Origin of the sequence: Pseudomonas libanensis (assembly GCF_001439685.1) — a bacterium.
Taxonomy (GTDB): Bacteria; Pseudomonadota; Gammaproteobacteria; order Pseudomonadales; family Pseudomonadaceae; genus Aquipseudomonas; species Aquipseudomonas libanensis.
The window spans coordinates 100318-119132 of sequence record NZ_JYLH01000002.1; the positions used below are offsets into that span (position 1 = coordinate 100318).

Consider the following 18815-nt stretch of genomic DNA (forward strand, 5'->3'; position numbering starts at 1 on the left):
ATGGACCTTCAGTCGCTACCGGACTTTTCCGACCCTGAAACCATAGGTGAGCCCTACGCAGCCTTTGCCTACTTGCGTCATCACCATCCACTGTATTGGTCGCAACACTATAAGGCCTGGTTGCTGACCCGGTTTGACGACGTATCAGCCGCCCAGGCCGATGCCCGACGTTACTCCTCCAATCGCATGCGCGAACTGGTAAATGCCCAGGTGCCCGCGCACCAGCGAGCGGCACTGGAACCTTTCATCGAGAAGGCTTCGCGCTGGATGTACGCCCAGGACGGCAAGGCCCATGAAGCCGGGCGCAAGGTGCTGGGCAAGGCCTTTACCCCGCGTGCAATTGACGCACTGGCAGATGATATCGAGCAGATCGTCGATGACTTGCTGGCGCAATTAAGCCCCCAGCCAGAGCTGATGACAGAACTGTTCAACAAGATTCCCGCATTGATCCTGGCGCACATGTTCGGCATACCTGCGCAGGAAGCACTGAAGGTCAGGCGTTGGACGGATGCGATCATCGTGTTCATGGTGGGTAGCACCGATCCGGCATTCGGGCCGCGAGAGGCCTTGCAGGCGATGGAAGAGATGTACGAGTACTTCTCGCGTCTCGTCGATGAACGTCGCCAATCACCTGGCGCTGATCTGGTCAGTCAAGTGATTGCCGCCGGCGAACAGGCCAGGATGACCAAGGACGACTTCCTGGCTCAGTTGGCCTTTATATTGGTAGCGGCCACGACGACCAGCGCCGATCAGTTGGGCATTATCCTGTTCTATTTGCTCACCCACCCGCCGGCCTTGGCCGAACTCAAGGCCAACCCGGGGTTGATCCCCAATGCCATCGAGGAAGCACTGCGCATCTGCCCCGCCGGGCAGTTGAGTCATCGCGTCGTCACCGAAGACGTCACGCTGCATGGCCAGACCCTGCACAAGGGTGACCTCGTATACCTGGTCCGCGCCGCGGCCAATCGTGACCCCCGGTATTTCAACGATCCCGATCGCTTCGACATCCATCGCCAGCAACACGACCACCTGGCGTTCGGCCGTGGCCCGCATTTTTGCATGGGCACGCTGCTTTTCAAGCTCGAAGCAAAGATTGCATTGACTCGCCTGCTGCGACGTTTTCCCGATCTGCGCCTGATTGACGAGCAACAGCCAGCATGGCGTACCAACAGCCTGCAATTTCGTGGTTTGAGTCATATCCACGTCGCGCTGCAACCGGCTGGCGCGGCCATCACGCGTTGCTTTTCCGCCGCACCGTGGGAAAAGAAAGGCGGCTACTGTCGAGCGCTACGCGCAGGAAACCTGATTGTCACCAGTGGCACGGTGGCGTTCGATGAGCAGGGCAATCCCTACGCTCCCGGTGATGTATATCGCCAGACCAGACGCTGCCTGGAAATCATCGAAACCGCGCTCAAGCAGCTGGGAGTCGACAGAACCCTTGTGGTCGCCACACGCATGTACACCACTGATGTCGCCTGGTGGCCGCAGATCGCCAAGGCTCATCAGGAGTTTTTCAGCCATTGTCCGCCGACCACCATGCTGCTGGGCGTCAATCAATTGATCGCGCCTGCCTATCTCATAGAAATTGAGGCCCAGGCATGGACCGGCCAGTGATGACAGTCGAGAACGTCCGCGCCGCGGTGCGTGATGCTGTGGTAATGAGCGTGCAGGACTGCTCGGTCGAGACGGCGCCGCGCTCGGTGCGTATACGCCTGTACCGGCAGCCGACAACCGCGCCTGCCCCGGTCCTGCTGTATTTTCATGGCGGTGGCTGGGTCGCTGGTGACCTGGATACCCACGACAGCTTCTGTCGGATCATGTGCGAATGGGCAAGGTGCGCGGTCGTTGCCGTGGATTACGCCAGGCCACCGGAGTTCCGCTTTCCCGCCGCCGTGGAAGATTGCTACGCCGTCACCGAATGGGTGGCCGCCCAAGGCACGGCTCTGGGGCTGGACAGCCACCGGGTCGCAGTCGCCGGTGGAGGTTCCGGCGGTGGCCTGGCGGCGGTTATCTGTCAGATCGCCTATGAACGCCACGGTCCCACCATTGGTTTCCAGGTGCTGCTTTATCCGCTTCTCGATTGCCTGGCGCGCACTCGTTCCCGGGCCGCGTTCGCGGGTAGATCCGGCCTGACCGCTGACATGCTCAGCTGGTATCTGGGCCAATATGTGGGCGAAGGGCAATCTTTGGACCACCCCTGGTTGTCGCCTGCGCACCGGGCTTCGTTACAGGGCTTGCCCAAAGCGCTGATTCTCACCGCCGGCTGCGATTTACTGCGTGATGAAGGCCGGGCTTATGCACGCCGGTTGAAAAAAGCCGGCGTGCCGGTAAGACACACAGAGTATCCAGGCATGGACCACGGCTTTATCAACTACCCTGGTGAACACCCCGCTGCGCGCAAGGCCATCCTCCAGTGTGCGCACGCCCTGGCGATGCATTTTGCCGACGGCAGTCACCCAGGCCCCAACCCTGCATAAATGCAAAAACGACCTGCATGATTCCGGGTTGTACGGGGCAAATTTGCACTGGTACGATCACGGGATGGTTCGTCCGCGAACATTTAGATAAAGAACAATAAAAGCAGGGAGTTACAGATGACTGCTCAGGTTTTATCCGAAGCAAACCGCAGCGAGGGCCTTCAGGAAGATGTGTTGGCTGAGGTGCGCAACCATATTGGCCACCTCACCCTCAATCGCCCCGCCGGGTTGAATGCCATCACCCTGCACATGGTGCGTCTGCTGACCACTCAGTTGCGGGCCTGGGCCGATGACCCGCAGGTCCATGCCGTTGTATTGCGCGGCGCCGGGGAGAAAGCCTTTTGTGCCGGCGGCGACATCCGCTCGCTGTATGACAGCTTCAAGAGTGGCAACACCCTGCACGAGGATTTCTTCGCCGAGGAATATGCACTCGACCTGATCATCCACCAATACCCTAAACCCGTGCTGGCGCTGATGGACGGGTTCGTCCTTGGCGGCGGCATGGGCTTGGTACAAGGCGCGGACCTGCGAGTGGTGACCGAGCGCAGCCGCTTGGCCATGCCGGAGGTGGCCATCGGTTACTTCCCGGACGTGGGCGGCAGCTACTTCCTGTCGCGTATTCCCGGTGAACTGGGGACTTACCTGGGCGTCACCGGGGTGCAGATCCGCGCGGCGGACGCCCTGTATTGCGGATTGGCCGACTGGTATATCGACAGCGCCACGCTCCCCGAACTGGACCAGCAGCTCGATCGTCTGCAATGGCACGACTCGCCCCTCAAGGACCTGCAAGGCGCGCTCGCCAAACTGGCCACGCAGCAATTGGCCGATGCGCCACTGGCGACCTTGCGGTCGGTCATCGACCATTTCTTCGCCTTGCCGGATGTGCCGAGCATTATCGAGCAGTTGCAGGCAGTCACTATCGCCGATACCCATGAATGGGCATTGACCACCTCCCACCTGATGCAGACCCGCTCGCCACTGTCCATGGCCGTGACCCTGCAAATGCTCCGCCGTGGCCGCCACCTGACGCTGGAACAGTGCTTTGACCTGGAGCTGCACCTGGACCGCCAGTGGTTCGAGCGCGGCGACCTGATCGAAGGGGTTCGTGCGCTGATCATCGACAAGGACAAAACCCCGCACTGGAATCCGCCGAGCGTTAATGAGCTGGACGCCGCTCATGTCAAAAGCTTCTTCCACGACTTCGTGCAGATTGAGAAATAAGCTATGCAAGATCTTGAATACACAGAAGAACAAGTCATGATTCGCGACATGGCGCGGGACTTTGCCCGCGGCGAAATCGCTCCCTATGCCCAGGCCTGGGAAAAAGCCGGCTGGATCGACGACGCGTTGGTCGCCAAGATGGGCGAGCTGGGCCTGCTCGGCATGGTGGTCCCGGAAGAATGGGGTGGCACCTATGTGGACTACGTGGCCTATGCCCTCGCGGTCGAGGAAATTTCCGCGGGTGACGGCGCCACCGGCGCCCTGATGAGTATCCATAATTCAGTGGGTTGCGGGCCGATCCTCAACTACGGCACACAAGCGCAGAAACAAACCTGGCTGGGCGAACTCGCCAGTGGCCAGGCCATCGGCTGCTTCTGCCTGACCGAACCCCAGGCCGGCTCCGAAGCCCACAACCTGCGTACCCGCGCTGAGTTGAAAGACGGTCAGTGGGTGATCAACGGCGCCAAGCAATTTGTCAGCAACGGCAAGCGCGCCAAGCTGGCCATCGTGTTTGCGGTAACCGATCCGGAACTGGGCAAGAAGGGTATTTCAGCGTTCCTGGTGCCCACTGATACCCAGGGCTTTGTGGTCGATCGCACCGAACACAAGATGGGCATTCGCGCCTCGGACACCTGCGCCGTCACCCTTAACCAATGCAGCGTTCCGGAGGCCAACCTGCTGGGTGAGCGCGGCAAGGGCCTGGCTATCGCCCTGTCTAACCTGGAAGGCGGACGCATCGGTATTGCCGCCCAGGCCCTGGGCATCGCCCGCGCCGCCTTTGAAGCGGCGCTGGCCTATGCCCGTGATCGGGTGCAATTCGACAAGGCAATCATCGAACACCAGAGCGTGGCCAACCTGCTGGCCGACATGCAAACCCAGCTGAATGCGGCGCGCCTGCTGATCCTCCACGCTGCGCGCCTGCGCACTGCCGGCAAGCCGTGCTTATCGGAAGCCTCACAGGCCAAGCTGTTTGCCTCCGAAATGGCCGAGCGCGTGTGCTCCAAGGCGATGCAGATCCATGGTGGGTATGGGTACCTGGAAGATTACCCGGTGGAGCGCTACTACCGGGATGCGCGGATCACACAGATCTATGAAGGGACCAGCGAAATCCAGCGGATGGTGATAGCCAGGGAACTGAAGCACTATCAGCTCTGACTGACACAACACAAAAAACTGTGGGAGGGGGCTTGCTCCCGATGAGGGAGAGTCAGTAAATGCATCTATGACTGACCTACCCCCATCGGGGCATAGGTATCTACACAACTTCGGCACGAGGCTAAATCTGTGGCGAGGGACCTTGCTCCCGTGACGGCCTGCCAGCCGACGCTGATCTAGCTGACGCACCGCGATCCAAATGTGGGAGCTGGCTTGCCTGCGATGACGGCCTGCCAGCCGATGCCAATCTACCTGACACCCCGCAATCAAACTGTGGGAGCGGGCTTGCTCGCGAAGGCGGCCTGACAGGCGACACAGCTATACCGGGTACATATCCATTCCTGCGGTAACGGCCACTTAGGGTTCCGCTCTGACAGCGGGTCACTTTGGAAAAGAGCCCCAAAGTAACCAAAGGGCTCTTGCCCCACCACTCGGCACCTCGCCTAGGCTCGGTGTGCCCGTAATCCGCCAGTGGTTACCGTTGAGCGCTACAGAGTTGTGTAGATACCTATGCGCATCGGGGGCAAGCCCCCTCCCACATTTGCATCTCTATCGTGGTAGAAACGGCGTTACTTGTCCTTGAACTGCGGCGCACGCTTGGCCACGAATGCCGCCATGCCTTCTTTCTGATCCTGGGTCGCGAACGCCGCATGGAACACCCGGCGTTCAAAGCGCACGCCTTCGGACAGGCTGACTTCAAAGGCGCGGTTCACGCTTTCCTTGACCATCATGCTGATCGGCACGGATTTGCCGGCGATCAGGGTAGCGACTTTCAGCGCCTCTTCCAGCAACTCATCGGCCGGCACGATACGCGCCACAATGCCGCAGCGCTCGGCTTCCACCGCGTCGATAAAGCGACCGGTCAGGCACATTTCCATGGCCTTGGCCTTGCCCACTGCGCGGGTCAGGCGCTGGGTACCGCCCATGCCTGGCAGCACGCCAAGGTTGATTTCCGGCTGGCCGAACTTGGCGCTGTCGCCGGCCAGGATAAAGTCGCACATCAGCGCCAGTTCACAGCCGCCGCCCAAGGCAAAGCCGTTTACCGCCGCGATGATTGGCTTGCGGCGGTTAGCCACGCGGTCGCTGTCGCTGAACAGGTCGTCCAGGTAGATCTGCGGGTAGGTCAGCTCGGCCATTTCCTTGATGTCGGCACCGGCAGCGAAGGCTTTCTTCGAGCCGGTCAGCACGATGCAGCCGATCTCGGGGTTGGCTTCCAGACCGTCCAGCGCCTGGTTCAGCTCGCTGACCAGTTGTGCATTCAAGGCGTTCAACGCCTGGGGACGGTTGAGGGTGATCAGCCCGACGCGGCCCTGGACGTCAAGCAAGATGGTTTCGTAACTCATGTATCGGCTCCTTAAAGATTGCGTGAGATGACCATGCGTTGGATATCGCTGGTGCCTTCGTAAATCTGGCAGACCCGCACATCGCGGTAGATCCGCTCCAAGGGGAAGTCGCTCAGGTAACCGTAACCGCCCAGGGTTTGCAAGGCGGCCGAGCAGACTTTCTCGGCCATTTCCGAGGCGAACAGCTTGGCCATGGACGCCTCGACCAGGGCCGGTTTGCCGCTGTCGCGCAGGGCGGCGGCGTAATGCACCATTTGCCGGGCGACGGCAATCTGTGTGGCCATGTCCGCCAGGCGAAAGGCCACCGCCTGGTGTTCGATCAGCGGTTTGCCAAAGCTTTCGCGCTCACGGGCGTAATCCCGGGCCGCTTCGAAGGCCGCACGGGCCATGCCCACCGACTGCGACGCGATGCCGACGCGCCCGCCCTCAAGGTTGGCCAGGGCGATCCTGTAACCCTCGCCCTCCTCACCCAGGCGGTTGGCCACCGGCACCTTCACGTCTTCAAACAGGATCTGGCAAGTGTCGGAGGCATGTTGCCCGAGCTTGTCTTCAACCCGTGCCACGGTGTAGCCCGGTGAATCGGTAGGCACGATAAACGCACTGATGCCACGCTTGCCCGCTGCCGGGTCGGTGACCGCGAACACAATCACGACCCCGGCGTTTTGCCCGGAGGTGATGAACTGTTTGCAACCATTAAGTACGTAGTGATCGCCTTCAAGGCGCGCACGGGTTTTCAGGCTGCTGGCATCGGAACCGGCCTGGGGCTCGGTCAACGCGAAGGCCCCGAGCATGGCACCACTGGCCAGGGGCGTGAGGAACCGGGCTTTTTGCTGGTCATTGCCGAACTTGAGGATCGGCACGCAGCCCACCGAGTTGTGCACGCTCATGATGGTCGAGCAGGCACCATCTCCCGCGGCGATTTCTTCCAGGGCCATGGCATAGGCCAGGTAGCCGGTGTCGCAACCGCCCCACTGTTCCGGCACCAGCATGCCGAAAAAGCCCAGTTCGGCCATTTCAGCAATGGCTTCCTTGGGGAAGCGATGCTCGCGATCCCACTCCGCGGCGAACGGTTTCAGACGTTCCTGGGCGAATTGCCGGGCGGCGTCGCTGATTTGCAGTTGTTCGTCATTGGGCAGCATAAGCAGTCCTTAGTACAGGCATTCGACGGCCATGGCCGTGGCTTCACCGCCGCCGATACAGATGGCGGCGACGCCACGCTTGAGGCCCTTCTGGCGCAGGGCCGACAACAGGGTTACCAGGATACGTGCGCCGGACGCGCCGATCGGATGGCCCAGGGCGCAGGCTCCGCCATGGACATTGACCTTGTCGTGGGGAATCTCCAGCTTGCTCATGGTCACCAGGCTCACAACGGCAAAGGCTTCGTTGATTTCGAACAGGTCGACTTCATCGAGGTTCCAGCCGGTCTTGGTCATCAGTTTGCGGATCGCCCCCACGGGTGCCACCGGAAACAGCCCAGGCTCATCGGCAAACGCCGCATGCCCGTGGATCACCGCCAACGGCTTGAGCCCGCGCTTGTGGGCTTCGGATTCGCGCATCAGCAACAGCGCAGCGGCACCATCGGAAATCGAGCTGGAGTTGGCCGCGGTCACGGTGCCGCCTTCACGGAACGCCGGTTTCAGGCTGGCTATCTTGTCCAGCTTGGCTTTGGGTGGCTGCTCATCGTGCAGGATGGTTTTCTGCTCCTTGCCCACGGTGACCTGTACCGGGACGATCTCGCTGGCGAAGCTGCCATGGGTGATGGCTTCCTGGGCACGAGTCAGGGAAGCAATGGCGAAGGCGTCCTGGGCTTCACGGGTAAAACCGTTGTGTTCGGCGCAGTCCTCGGCAAAGGTGCCCATCAGGCGGCCCTTGTCATAGGCGTCCTCCAGGCCATCGAGGAACATATGGTCGAGCACCTTGCCGTGACCCATGCGATAGCCGCTGCGCGCGCGGTCCAGCAGGTATGGCGCATTGGACATGCTCTCCATGCCACCGGCAATCACCACGTCGACGCTGCCGGCACGCAGTGAGTCGTGGGCAAGAATCGCCGCCTCCATGCCGGAACCGCACATTTTGTTGAGGGTGGTGCAGCGGGTGCCCTTGTCCAACCCGGCGCCCAGGGCGGCCTGGCGGGCTGGTGCCTGCCCGAGCCCGGCCGGCAGCACGCAGCCGAACAGCACTTCGTCGACGGCATCGGTGGCGATACCGGCACGTTCGACAGCGGCACGAATCGCGGCCGCGCCCAGCTGTGGTGCGGTCAAACTTTTGAGATCGCCCTGGAAACCACCCATGGGGGTGCGCACGGCGCTGACAATAACGATTGGGTCATTCATACAGGTGGCTCCTTACTTGGCGGCCATACGCAAGGCGCCGTCGAGACGGATCACCTCACCATTGAGCATGCTGTTTTCAAGAATATGTCGCACCAGCGCGGCATATTCGGCGGGTTTGCCCAGGCGCGGCGGAAATGGCACGCCGGCAGCCAGCGAGTCACGTACTTCCGGGGTCATGCCTGCCATCATCGGGGTTTCGAAGATGCCTGGCGCGATGGTCATCACACGGATGCCAAACCGCGCCAATTCCCGGGCGGCGGGCAAAGTCAGGCTGGCAATCGCACCTTTGGAGGCGGCGTACGCCGCCTGGCCGATCTGGCCGTCGAACGCCGCAACAGAGGCGGTATTGATGATTACACCCCGCTCGCCATCGGCATTCGCCTCGGATTCAGCAATGGCCGCAGCGGCCAGGCGCAACAGGTTGAAGCTGCCAATCAGGTTGACGTTGATCACCTGGGCAAAGCTGGCCAGCCCGTGGGGGCCATTCTTGCCGAGGATTTTCTCGCCGCGCACTACGCCGGCGCAGTTGATCAACCCATGCAAACCACCAAACGCCTCGACAGCCGCGTTAACGGCCGCTTCGGCAGCGGCTTCCTGGCTGATATCCGCCACGGCACTACGGGCGTTGTCGCCCAGCTGGGTGGCCTTGGCCGCCACAGCGTCGGCATTCAGGTCCACCAGCATCACCTTGGCGCCGGCCGCAATGAGCATTTCAGCCGTGGCCGCACCGAGGCCCGAAGCACCGCCGCTGACCAGGAATACCTTGTTTTCAATCTGCATCATTGTTTCCTTTGAAAGGGATCACGCCACGGCCGCCTGGGCCTTGGCAATTTCCTGATTACGCAAAATAAAACGTTGCAACTTGCCGCTCGGAGTCTTGGGCAAGTCGCTGACAAATTCGATTTCTCGTGGGTAAGCATGGGCAGCCAGGCGCTGGCGCACATGCAGGCGCAGCTCTTCGGCCAATTCCGGGGTGGCGCGGTATTGCTCGCTGATCACCACGAAGGCCTTCACCAGCTCGGTACGTTCCGGGCAAGGCTTGCCAACCACGGCTGCTTCAACCACCGCCGGGTGTTCGACCAGCGCGCTTTCCACATCAAATGGGCCAACGCGATAACCGGACGTGGTGATCACATCATCGCTGCGCCCGACAAAACTGATGCTGCCGTCCGGGTTCAGCTCCACCGTGTCGCCACTGAGGTAGTACTTGCCTACAAACGCCTTGGTCTTGACGCCCTCGTAACCGGCGAACCAGCACATCGGCGACTGTTCGCGGTCGATGGCGAGAATGCCGGGCTGGCCGGCGGGCAGTTCCTGATGATGGTCATCCAGCACCACGATGCGGTGCCCGGGCGAGGCGAAGCCCGCCGAACCCACATGCACCGGGTGCGCCAGGCCATGATGATTGCACAGCACCATGCCCAGCTCAGTCTGGCCATAGTGGTCGTGGATGGTCACGCCCAGGCTATCGGCGAACCAGCGGATCACCTCCGGGTTCAACGGCTCGCCGGCACTGCTGACGATGCGCAGCCTGCCCTTGATCGAACGGGCGAACTGCTCGCCCCCGGCAATCAACAGGCGGTACGCCGTGGGCGAACCGGCGAGGTTAGTGATCCCATATTTATTGATGACCCGGCAGGTGCTTTCCAGGGTGAACGGGCCATCGTAGAAAGTGATCGGATGCCCCATCGCCAGCGGCCCGGTCACGCCGAAATAGATGCCGTAGGCCCAGCCCGGGTCGGCGACGTTCCAGAACCCATCTTCGGGGCGCAGGTCCACGGCGTCGCGCATGTAGCCCTGGAACGCGACAATCGCCTTGAGTGGCACCGACAGCGCCTTCGAGGGGCCGGTGGTGCCCGAGGTGAACATCAGCAGGAATGGATCGTCGGCGCCCAGCATCACCGGTTCACAGACGTTGGCGTGGTTGGGCAGTTCGGCCCAGAAGCTGTAGTCACCGCGCACGATGCCCTCGCCCCTGGCCCCGGCCACCGTGACGATGGTCGGGCAGTCGGCGACTTCGGCCAGCTTGGGACGGTTGACCGCGTCGGTGACCACCAGCGCTGCCCCGGAGCTGTTCAGGCGATGCTCGATGGCCTTGGGGCCGAAGGCGGTAAACAGCGGCTGATACACCGCGCCGATGCGCCAGGTGGCGAGCACCACCACCAGCAACTCGGCCGTGCGCGGCAACAGGCCGGCGACCTTGTCACCGCGCCTGACGCCCTGGGACAAGAGGAAGTTGGCGAAGCGTGCGGCCTGTTCCTGCAACTCGGTGAAGGTCGACGTGGCGCTGCGTCCGTCCTTGCCCTCCCAGAACAACGCGATACGCCCCGGCAGCGCGTGGCGGTCACAGCATTCCACACAGGCATTCAACGCCTGCAGGTTGCCGGCCAGCGCGGCGTCGACGGTGTGCTGGTAATCAAACCCGGTGGTGGCAGCCAAATACTCACGCATCGTTTCCAATCCTTCTGTATTTTTATTTTCAGGACTTTTTGACTCGATGAATCAGCTGGAATAGTCGCTCCAGAGCGTTGCAGCGGCAATGGTCAAAGCCTTCAACCTGGCTGACTGGTTTGGCCAATCCGGCGTGGGGGTGCCTGTTGTGCCCTGGGGTGGCCTGGGGGCCGACAGCCCTGCGGTAGATGCCGCCCAGGCATTTCACGGCTACAATGCGCGCCTCGACCGTGACAAGCCTGACTAAAAAAACTATGTCCTTGCCCAAGCATCACCTGGAATTGCTCAGCCCTGCTCGCGATGTCGCCATTGCGCGCGAGGCTATCCTGCATGGCGCCGACGCCATCTACATCGGCGGGCCGAGCTTCGGCGCTCGCCATAATGCCTGTAACGAGGTGAGCGATATCGCTCAGCTGGTGGAATTCGCCCGGCGTTACCATGCCCGTGTGTTCACCACTATCAACACCATCTTGCATGACAACGAGCTGGAACCTGCGCGCAAGCTGATCCATCAGCTCTACGATGCCGGTGTCGACGCGCTGATCGTGCAAGACCTGGGCGTGATGGAACTGGATATACCGCCCATCGAGTTGCACGCCAGCACCCAGACCGACATCCGCACCCTGGGCCGCGCCAGGTTTCTTGACCAGGCCGGTTTCTCGCAATTGGTATTGGCTCGTGAGCTGAACCTGCAAGAGATCCGCGCCATCGCCGACGAGACCGATGCCGCCATCGAGTTCTTTATCCACGGCGCCCTGTGCGTGGCATTTTCCGGACAGTGCAATATCTCCCACGCGCAAAATGGCCGCAGTGCCAACCGCGGTGACTGCTCCCAGGCCTGCCGCCTGCCGTACACCTTGAAAGATGACCAGGGCCGCGTGGTGGCGTTTGAAAAGCACCTGCTGTCGATGAAGGACAACAACCAGAGCGCCAACCTGCGTGCCCTGGTCGAGGCCGGCGTGCGCTCGTTCAAGATCGAAGGTCGCTACAAGGACATGGGCTATGTGAAGAACATCACCGCCTACTACCGCCAGCGCCTCGACGAAATCCTCGAAGACCGCCCGGACCTGGCTCGCGCTTCCAGCGGCCGTACCGCGCATTTCTTTGTGCCCGATCCGGAAAAAACCTTCCACCGTGGCAGCACCGATTACTTCGTCACCGACCGCAAGGTCGACATCGGCGCATTCGACACCCCGACCTTCACCGGCCTGCCGGTGGGTGTGGTGGAAAAAGCCGGCAAGCGTGACTTGCAGGTGGTCACCCAGGAGCCGCTGTCCAACGGCGATGGCCTGAATGTGCTGGTCAAGCGTGAAGTGGTGGGTTTCCGCGCCAATATCGCCGAGCCTAAAGGTGAGTTCGAAGAAGACGGTGAAAAGCGCTATCGCTATCGCGTTGAACCGAATGAAATGCCCGCCGGCCTGCATCAGTTGCGCCCCAACCACCCGCTGAACCGCAACCTGGACCATAACTGGCAACAGGCGCTGTTGAAGACCTCGGCCGAGCGCCGTATCGGCCTGTCATGGGTGGCACGCCTGCGTGAAGACCAGCTGCAAGTCATCGCCACCAGCGAAGAAGGTATCAGCGCCAGCGTCACTCTGCCCGGCCCGTTTGGCGTGGCCAACAAGCCGGAACAGGCGCTCGACACGTTGCGCGACCTGCTTGGCCAGCTCGGCACCACCGAATACCACGCCACCCGCATCGAGTTGGATGCGCCGCAGGCGTTCTTCATCCCCAACTCGCAGCTCAAGGCATTGCGCCGTGAAGTGATCGAGGCGCTGACCGCTGCCCGCATCGAGGCGCACCCACGGGGCGGGCGCAAGGCTGAAACCTCGCCGCCGCCGGTCTACCCCGAGGCGCACCTGTCGTTCCTGGCCAACGTCTACAACCAGAAAGCCCGGGACTTCTACCACCGTCACGGCGTAAAGCTGATCGACGCGGCCTTCGAAGCCCACGAAGAAACCGGCGAAGTACCGGTGATGATCACCAAGCATTGCCTGCGTTTCTCGTTCAACCTGTGCCCAAAACAGGCCAAGGGCGTGACCGGGGTGAAAACCAAGGTAGCGCCGATGCAGTTGATCCACGGCGACGAAGTGCTGACCTTGAAGTTCGACTGCAAGCCCTGCGAAATGCATGTGGTGGGCAAGATCAAGGGGCATATCCTTGGTTTGCCGCAACCGGGCAGCGCCGTAGAGCATTTCAACCCGGAAAATCTCATCTATCAGGGCACGCACTGACCCTCGGGGAGCGGGGCCACCACCAGCCCCGCTGCAACCCTGCCGCCGCCAGCAGAATCGCCGCCACCCCCAGCCATTGCAGCCAACCCAGGCGATGCCCGAAGGCAATCCAATCGACGAAAATCGCCGCAATCGGGTAGATGAACGACAGTGCGCCGGTGATCGCGGTTGGCAGTTTCTGGATTGCGCCATACAGCAGCACATACATCAGCCCTGTGTGTACCACGCCTAACGTCACCAGTGCGGCCCAGGCATTGGTGGATGTCGGCAAGCCATTCCAGGGCACCAGCGGCGCCAGCAGTACCGCGCCAGTGGTCACCTGGATCAACGCCATCAGATGGGGCGGCACCGCCTTGAGGCGCTTGATGATCAACGCGGCTATCGCATACAAAAAGGCCGCGCCGAGGGCCAATGCAATACCCACCAGGTAATTGCCGCCGCCCGTTTGCTCGCCGTGGGCGGTGACAATCGCCAACATGCCCAGGAAGGCTACGCTCAGCCACGCCAGTTTCTGCACGGTGATTTTTTCACCGAGAAACAACGCCGCCAGCATCACCAGCATAAACGGCTGCACGTTGTACACCGCCGTACTGATAGCAATCGATGCGCGCGAATAAGATTCGAACAGCAGCAGCCAGTTACCGACGATGGCCACCCCACTCAGCACCGCCAACCCGAGCGTCGCCCAGTTGAGCAGGTCCAGGCGCAGATAACCCAGCCACGCGCAGACCAGCAACAGCGTCAGCGCGCCGATCACGCAGCGCCAGAACACCACTTCGATCACCGACACCCCAGACACCAGCACAAACCAGCCAATGCTGCCCGAGATCAGCATGGCGGCGACCATTTCCCACGAACCGCGACGGATGGATGAATCCATGATTGAAACTCCTCAAGTGAGGCTCAATTATGGCAATCTGCTCGACACGGCTACAGTGACTAAAAAAGGCAAAACCTGGAAAACACCTTTTCTTATTAGGCGGATAGCATGATCGACACCATCGACCAGCAATTGATCGCGGCCTTGATGGACGACTCGCGACTGTCCCTCAAGGCGCTGGCGGGCATCACCGGGTTGTCTTCACCGAGCGTCAGCGAACGCCTGCGGCGCCTGGAGGAGCGCGGCGTACTCACCCACTACACGGTGACTATCGACCCCAAGCATTTCGGCTACCTGCTGCAAGCCATCGTGCGCATCCGCCCCCTGCCCGGCAAATTGCAGGAGGTGGAACGCCAGATCCAGGCGATCCCCGAGTTCACCGAATGCGACAAGGTCACTGGCGAGGATTGCTTTATCGCACGCCTGCATGTGCGCACGATGGAGCATCTGGACGTGCTGCTCGACCGGCTCAATGCCTATGCCGAGACCAATACCGCTATCGTTAAGAAAACCCCAGTGAAACGGCGTTTACCGCCCTTGGCTGATTAGCGACAAACTGCGTGATCCGCCGACAGGCCTCGGCCAGACGCTCCTCACCCAAGGTAAACGACAGCCGGACGAACCCCTGGGCGGGCTCGCCAAAGGCCGCCGCGTCCAACACCGACACCCCGGCCTCGCGAAACAGGCGCCAGGCAAACTCCAGGGAGCTGAGGCCCGTGCCGCGTACATCCACCAGCACAAACATGCCCGCTTGCGGCGCTTGTACCTCAATACCTGGGCAAGCACTCAGGCCAGCCACCACCAAGTCGCGTCGGCGGCGGTAGATCTCGAGCATGCCTTCAGTCACCTGGTCATGGGCCAACACCGCCGCCGTCGCTGCCTCCATCACAAACCCAGGCAAGCCGTACAGCATGCTCAACATCAGGGTTTCGGCGTGCTTCACCATCTGCGGCGCGGCGATGAGCCAGCCGATACGCCAGCCGGTCATGGCATGGGACTTTGACAAGCTGCCAATCACGATGCAGCGCTCAGCCATGCCCGGCAGCGCCGCGAGGCTGTGGTACTGGCCGTCAAACACCAGGCTTTCGTAGACCTCATCCACCACCACCCACAGGTCATGGGCGATCGCAAGGTCGGCGATGGCTTGCAGTTCCTGCGGGTTGAGCACCACACCGGTGGGGTTGTTCGGGTTGGAAAAGAACATCGCCCGCGTGCGCGGGGTGATCGCAGCAGCGAGCAGTTGTGGATCCAGGCGAAAGCCGGATTGCGCACTGCATGGCACTCGCACCAAGGTCGCGCCGCTGGCCTTGAGCGTAGCCTCGTAGGTGACGTACATCGGATCGAGCACCACCACCTCGTCGCCAGCCTCTAGCAGGCACAGCGAGCTGATAAACAACGCATTCTGCGCACCGGCCACGATGATCACTTGGTCGGCAGTCAGCGGGCGATCCAGGGTGTTGCTGTAGCGCGCCGCGACTGCCTTGCGCAGGGCTGGGCGACCGGGGATCTCGGTGTAATGGGAGTCGCCCATGTGCAGGGCATTGACTGCCGCGTCGGTAATGAAGGACGGGGTGGCGAAATCAGGGTCGCCGACGCTGAGGATAATGATGTCTTCGCCCTGGCTGGCCGCCTGGAACGCAGCGTGGTGGATGTCCCAGGCGGCGACGCCCTGCCCTGCAATTCGTTCGACGAAGGGGGAAAACCGCATGCCAAAGCCTCTGGTTCAAAATGAAAACGCGTGAACCCGTTTGATGCGCGAACGGGAAGGATGGGCTCAACATAGTGCATACCCAGCACGCGTTCAACGGCTAACCCGCGGCTGTAATCACATTGAACCTGCGTCCCTGGGCCGCCCTCAAACCTGCATAGACCACGGCCCTGGAACACGCTCGATGACTTTTATTCTCTGGATGGCCGTGCTCGGCGCCGTACTGCTCACCCTCGCCCTCACCTCCTCCTACCTGCGCTGGATGCCCGTGACCACCTCGGCAGTCTGTCTGCTGCTGGGCGTCGCCATCGGCCCGTTGGGGGCGGACCTGTTGCACCTGGATATCAAGGGCTCGGCGCGCTGGATGGAGCACTTGACCGAGGTCGCAGTGCTGTTTTCGCTGTTTGTCAGCGGCTTGAAATTGCGCCTGCCACTGAGCCATCGCACTTGGCGCATCGCCTTCGGCATGGCAGGGCCGGTGATGTTGCTGACCATCCTCGGCACCTGCCTGGTGCTGCACTACCTTTTGCAGCTGTCGTGGGGCGTTTCGCTGCTGGTGGGTGCCATGCTCGCGCCGACCGACCCGGTGCTGGCCGGCCTGGTGCAGGTCAACAATGCCCAGGACTATGACGCTTTGCGCTTCGGTTTGTCCGGCGAGGCCGGCTTGAACGACGGTACAGCCTTCCCCTTTGTGATATTCGGCCTGCTGTTCATGCAACACGGCGGGTTCGACGGCGACTGGCTAGGCGGCTGGGTACTTAAAAACCTGCTATGGGCGGTGCCGGCGGGACTGCTGATTGGCTACTGGATGGGTCGTGGCATCGGCCGGGTCACGTTGCGCATGCGCATCACCAATGCCGACAGCACCTTGTCGCCCAATGACTACCTGACCCTGGCACTGATCGCCCTGGCTTACGTGGCAGCTGAAGCTGTCGGCGGCTACGGCTTCCTCGCCGTGTTTGCAGCAGGCCTGGGCCTGCGTCAGGCCGAGGTCAAATCCACCGGCAATGCCGATACGCCGGCCGAACACTTGGCGCAGCCGGTGGTGGGCCACCTGGAGGTGGAACCTGAACTGGCTCTGCACGGCGACGTCAGCCAATTGCAGGACACGCAAATCGCCGCCGGGGTGATGATGAACGACATGCTGTCGTTCGGCAGCCTGGTGGAGCGTTCCATGGAAGTGTTCCTGGTAACGCTGTTGGGCATCGTGCTGGTCAGCCACTGGGACTGGCGTGCGCTGGCGGTGGCGGCGTTGCTGTTCGGGGTGATTCGCCCGGTCAGTGTGTTTGCCATGCCTTGGGGCGGCCTGCTGGGCCGTCGGCAACGCGGGCTGATGAGTTGGTTCGGGATTCGCGGGATCGGTAGTATCTACTACCTGTTCTATGCGCTAAACCATGGGCTGATCGGTACCAGCAGCACGGTGGCGGTGAACCTGACCCTGTCGGTGATCGCCCTGAGCATCGTCGTTCACGGCCTGAGTACCCAGCCGATGCTGGGCTGGTATGAACGACGTGCCGGGGCGAAGGGTCAGTCCTGATTTTCGGTATTGCCGACGTCCGCCGCCTCATCCAGATCATTCAGCGGGACTTCGGCATCGTCCATCAGTGAGCCCGGGTCTTCATTGCCCGGATCGTTGAGTTCGTCGTCGAGTTCTTTTGACATGAACCTCTCCTCTAGCCGCCTTGGGTATCGATATCCGCATCCGTTTCAGGCTTGGGCTCGCGCTCAGGCTTGAAGTCTGGACTGTAGTCGTTTTCCTTGGCCTTGGGGTCGCTATCGGCCTTGGGGTCTTTGGGGGCATCAGCGGCGGTGCCAGGAGCCGACTCGCCTGCGTCGATGGCTGGATCGTTGCGGTGGTCGGTTTGGGGATCTTCGTTTTTCGTCATGGCGCACCTCTGACAGGGCTATGGGAATCTGTACTGCGTAAAGGTAAGGCGCCACCGCAGCCAGTGAAGTTCCGTGAGATTACTCAGCTCAGCGGGTTGTCGACCTGGATATAGAATGCATAGATCCCCAGTACCAGCCAAAACACCATGAACAACCACGGCGCACGCATGGAGAACAGCAGCGACTTGCGGTAGCCCTTGTGCGTCGACTCCATCTCGGAGAACAACGGCGATTCATCGTAGGCCATGCCCATCACCGGCTCACTGCGCAGCAGCTCGCTTTGCTTGTAGTGCCAGTGGTCGATGATTTCATAGGCGGCACGTATGCCAGGCCAGGCGTTGAGCGAACTTAAGATACCCAGCGCGGCGAGGATCACCGGCACCACCAGGGTAAACAGCTTGCCCCACTCCGGGTTGAGGTTGCCCATGCCGGAGACAAAGGCGATGACCAGAAATGACTGCGCCGTGAGGTAGGCGTCAGTGCGGTTGGCCAGGATGGAGGTTTCGTATTGGATCTCGCGGCGGTAGAAGTCGAGACGGTCCTTGGGCGAGCCGAAGATCTTCGCGTTGTGCTCGCTGTGGTCGGTCAGGGCTGCTTCGGGCGTGTCTGGAGAGATGATTCTAGGCACGACGGGGCTCCATGCGATGGCTAATCTGGTTAGAAGATGCGGGCTTCGATGAAGTTCAAGTTTGTTCACGCCCAGGCTGGAACGAACACGCTTTGAATGTGGGGCTTGCCCCCGATAGCCATAGGTATCTACACAACTTTGGTACGCCGCTGCTTCTCTGGCAAGGGAGCTTATAGCTATCTAACTGATGCACCGCGATCCAAATGTGGGAGGGGGCTTGCCCCCGATGGCGGCCTGACAGCCGACCAGAATGTTGGATCAGACCGAGTACATATCCGTTACTTGGGCAACGGCCACTTAGGGTTCCGCTTTTAACAGCGGGTCACTTTTGAAAAGAGCCCAAAAGTAACCAAAAGGCTCTTGCCATCCATGGCGCGGGGCGGCTAAACCGGCATCCCTGTCGGTTTACCCCCCCAAATCCCTGTCGAATTCCGGCCAGCGTGGTTTAACGGGGCGCCTAAAATCAAGATCAACAGCAGATCAAGATCAAGAGCGGCT

17 protein-coding genes and 1 pseudogene are annotated in these 18815 nt (G+C 61.3%); 8 read left to right on the plus strand and 10 right to left on the minus strand.

The features are described 5' to 3' along the window. The 4 genes from TU73_RS03165 (at nucleotide 1) to TU73_RS03180 (ending at nucleotide 4853) form a co-directional block, all read left to right on the plus strand. Nucleotides 1-1614 (plus strand): cytochrome P450, encoded by a 1614-nt coding sequence (locus tag TU73_RS03165; protein ID WP_057010940.1) that lies wholly within the window; start codon nucleotides 1-3, stop codon nucleotides 1612-1614. Next, nucleotides 1614-2477: an alpha/beta hydrolase gene (locus TU73_RS03170; RefSeq protein WP_082642546.1), complete on the plus strand. Its 864-nt coding sequence runs from the start codon at nucleotides 1614-1616 to the stop codon at nucleotides 2475-2477. Before TU73_RS03165 ends, TU73_RS03170 begins: the two co-directional genes overlap by 1 nt. A gap of 117 nt (nucleotides 2478-2594) precedes the next feature. Continuing rightward, entirely contained in the window at nucleotides 2595-3698 is a 1104-nt protein-coding gene (locus TU73_RS03175) for an enoyl-CoA hydratase/isomerase family protein (protein ID WP_057010942.1), read from the plus strand. Nucleotides 3699-3701: 3 nt separating this feature from the next. Continuing rightward, nucleotides 3702-4853, plus strand: a complete 1152-nt coding sequence (locus tag TU73_RS03180) for an acyl-CoA dehydrogenase family protein (protein WP_057010943.1) — start codon at nucleotides 3702-3704, stop codon at nucleotides 4851-4853. A 569-nt stretch (nucleotides 4854-5422) separates the two neighbouring features. Here TU73_RS03180 and TU73_RS03185 read toward each other — a convergent pair. The 5 genes from TU73_RS03185 to TU73_RS03205 are packed head-to-tail and all read right to left on the minus strand — an operon-like array spanning nucleotide 5423 to nucleotide 10980. Then, nucleotides 5423-6196 carry an enoyl-CoA hydratase gene (locus tag TU73_RS03185; RefSeq protein WP_046068102.1) on the minus strand — a complete coding sequence of 258 codons (774 nt, stop codon included), beginning with the start codon at nucleotides 6194-6196 and terminating at the stop codon, nucleotides 5423-5425. Between the two features lie 11 nt (nucleotides 6197-6207). After that, complete coding sequence (locus TU73_RS03190; protein ID WP_043050479.1) at nucleotides 6208-7335, minus strand: acyl-CoA dehydrogenase; 1128 nt, start codon at nucleotides 7333-7335, stop codon at nucleotides 6208-6210. A gap of 9 nt (nucleotides 7336-7344) precedes the next feature. Continuing rightward, nucleotides 7345-8529 carry an acetyl-CoA C-acyltransferase gene (locus TU73_RS03195; protein WP_057010944.1) on the minus strand — a complete coding sequence of 395 codons (1185 nt, stop codon included), beginning with the start codon at nucleotides 8527-8529 and terminating at the stop codon, nucleotides 7345-7347. 12 nt (nucleotides 8530-8541) lie between these two features. Further along, on the minus strand, nucleotides 8542-9309 hold the full coding sequence (locus TU73_RS03200) for an SDR family NAD(P)-dependent oxidoreductase (RefSeq protein WP_057010945.1): 768 nt from the start codon (nucleotides 9307-9309) through the stop codon (nucleotides 8542-8544). A gap of 21 nt (nucleotides 9310-9330) precedes the next feature. Next, nucleotides 9331-10980 (minus strand): AMP-binding protein, encoded by a 1650-nt coding sequence (locus TU73_RS03205; protein ID WP_057010946.1) that lies wholly within the window; start codon nucleotides 10978-10980, stop codon nucleotides 9331-9333. 88 nt (nucleotides 10981-11068) lie between these two features. Between TU73_RS03205 and TU73_RS28905 the strand changes: the two genes are divergently transcribed. Together TU73_RS28905 and TU73_RS03210 are read left to right on the plus strand one after the other, a co-directional pair. Then, nucleotides 11069-11227, plus strand: a complete 159-nt coding sequence (locus TU73_RS28905; protein WP_156421193.1) for a hypothetical protein — start codon at nucleotides 11069-11071, stop codon at nucleotides 11225-11227. 7 nt (nucleotides 11228-11234) lie between these two features. Further along, entirely contained in the window at nucleotides 11235-13214 is a 1980-nt protein-coding gene (locus tag TU73_RS03210) for a peptidase U32 family protein (RefSeq protein ID WP_057010947.1), read from the plus strand. Here the strand turns inward: TU73_RS03210 and TU73_RS03215 are convergent. Next, entirely contained in the window at nucleotides 13192-14094 is a 903-nt protein-coding gene (locus TU73_RS03215) for a DMT family transporter (RefSeq protein WP_057010948.1), read from the minus strand. The genes TU73_RS03210 and TU73_RS03215 overlap by 23 nt on opposite strands. A gap of 108 nt (nucleotides 14095-14202) precedes the next feature. Here TU73_RS03215 and TU73_RS03220 point away from each other — a divergent pair, with 108 nt between their 5' ends. Further along, nucleotides 14203-14643: an Lrp/AsnC family transcriptional regulator gene (locus tag TU73_RS03220; RefSeq protein WP_057010949.1), complete on the plus strand. Its 441-nt coding sequence runs from the start codon at nucleotides 14203-14205 to the stop codon at nucleotides 14641-14643. On the opposite strand, the pseudogene TU73_RS03225 reads toward TU73_RS03220, so the two are convergent. Beyond that, nucleotides 14627-15802, minus strand: a pseudogene (locus TU73_RS03225) (pyridoxal phosphate-dependent aminotransferase); the annotation flags it as partial. The gene TU73_RS03220 and the pseudogene TU73_RS03225 overlap by 17 nt on opposite strands. Before the next feature lie 184 nt (nucleotides 15803-15986). On the opposite strand from TU73_RS03225, the gene TU73_RS03230 reads away from it, so the two are divergent. Continuing rightward, nucleotides 15987-17339, plus strand: coding sequence for a cation:proton antiporter (locus TU73_RS03230; RefSeq protein ID WP_057010951.1), 1353 nt, complete (start codon nucleotides 15987-15989; stop codon nucleotides 17337-17339). Here the strand turns inward: TU73_RS03230 and TU73_RS29465 are convergent. From TU73_RS29465 to TU73_RS03240, 3 genes are all read right to left on the minus strand, one after another. Continuing rightward, entirely contained in the window at nucleotides 17330-17464 is a 135-nt protein-coding gene (locus tag TU73_RS29465) for a hypothetical protein (RefSeq protein ID WP_014718417.1), read from the minus strand. The genes TU73_RS03230 and TU73_RS29465 overlap by 10 nt on opposite strands. A gap of 11 nt (nucleotides 17465-17475) precedes the next feature. Further along, on the minus strand, nucleotides 17476-17688 hold the full coding sequence (locus TU73_RS03235) for a hypothetical protein (RefSeq protein ID WP_057010952.1): 213 nt from the start codon (nucleotides 17686-17688) through the stop codon (nucleotides 17476-17478). Nucleotides 17689-17771: 83 nt separating this feature from the next. Beyond that, on the minus strand, nucleotides 17772-18317 hold the full coding sequence (locus TU73_RS03240) for a hypothetical protein (RefSeq protein ID WP_057010953.1): 546 nt from the start codon (nucleotides 18315-18317) through the stop codon (nucleotides 17772-17774). Between the last annotated feature and the right edge of the window lie 498 nt (nucleotides 18318-18815).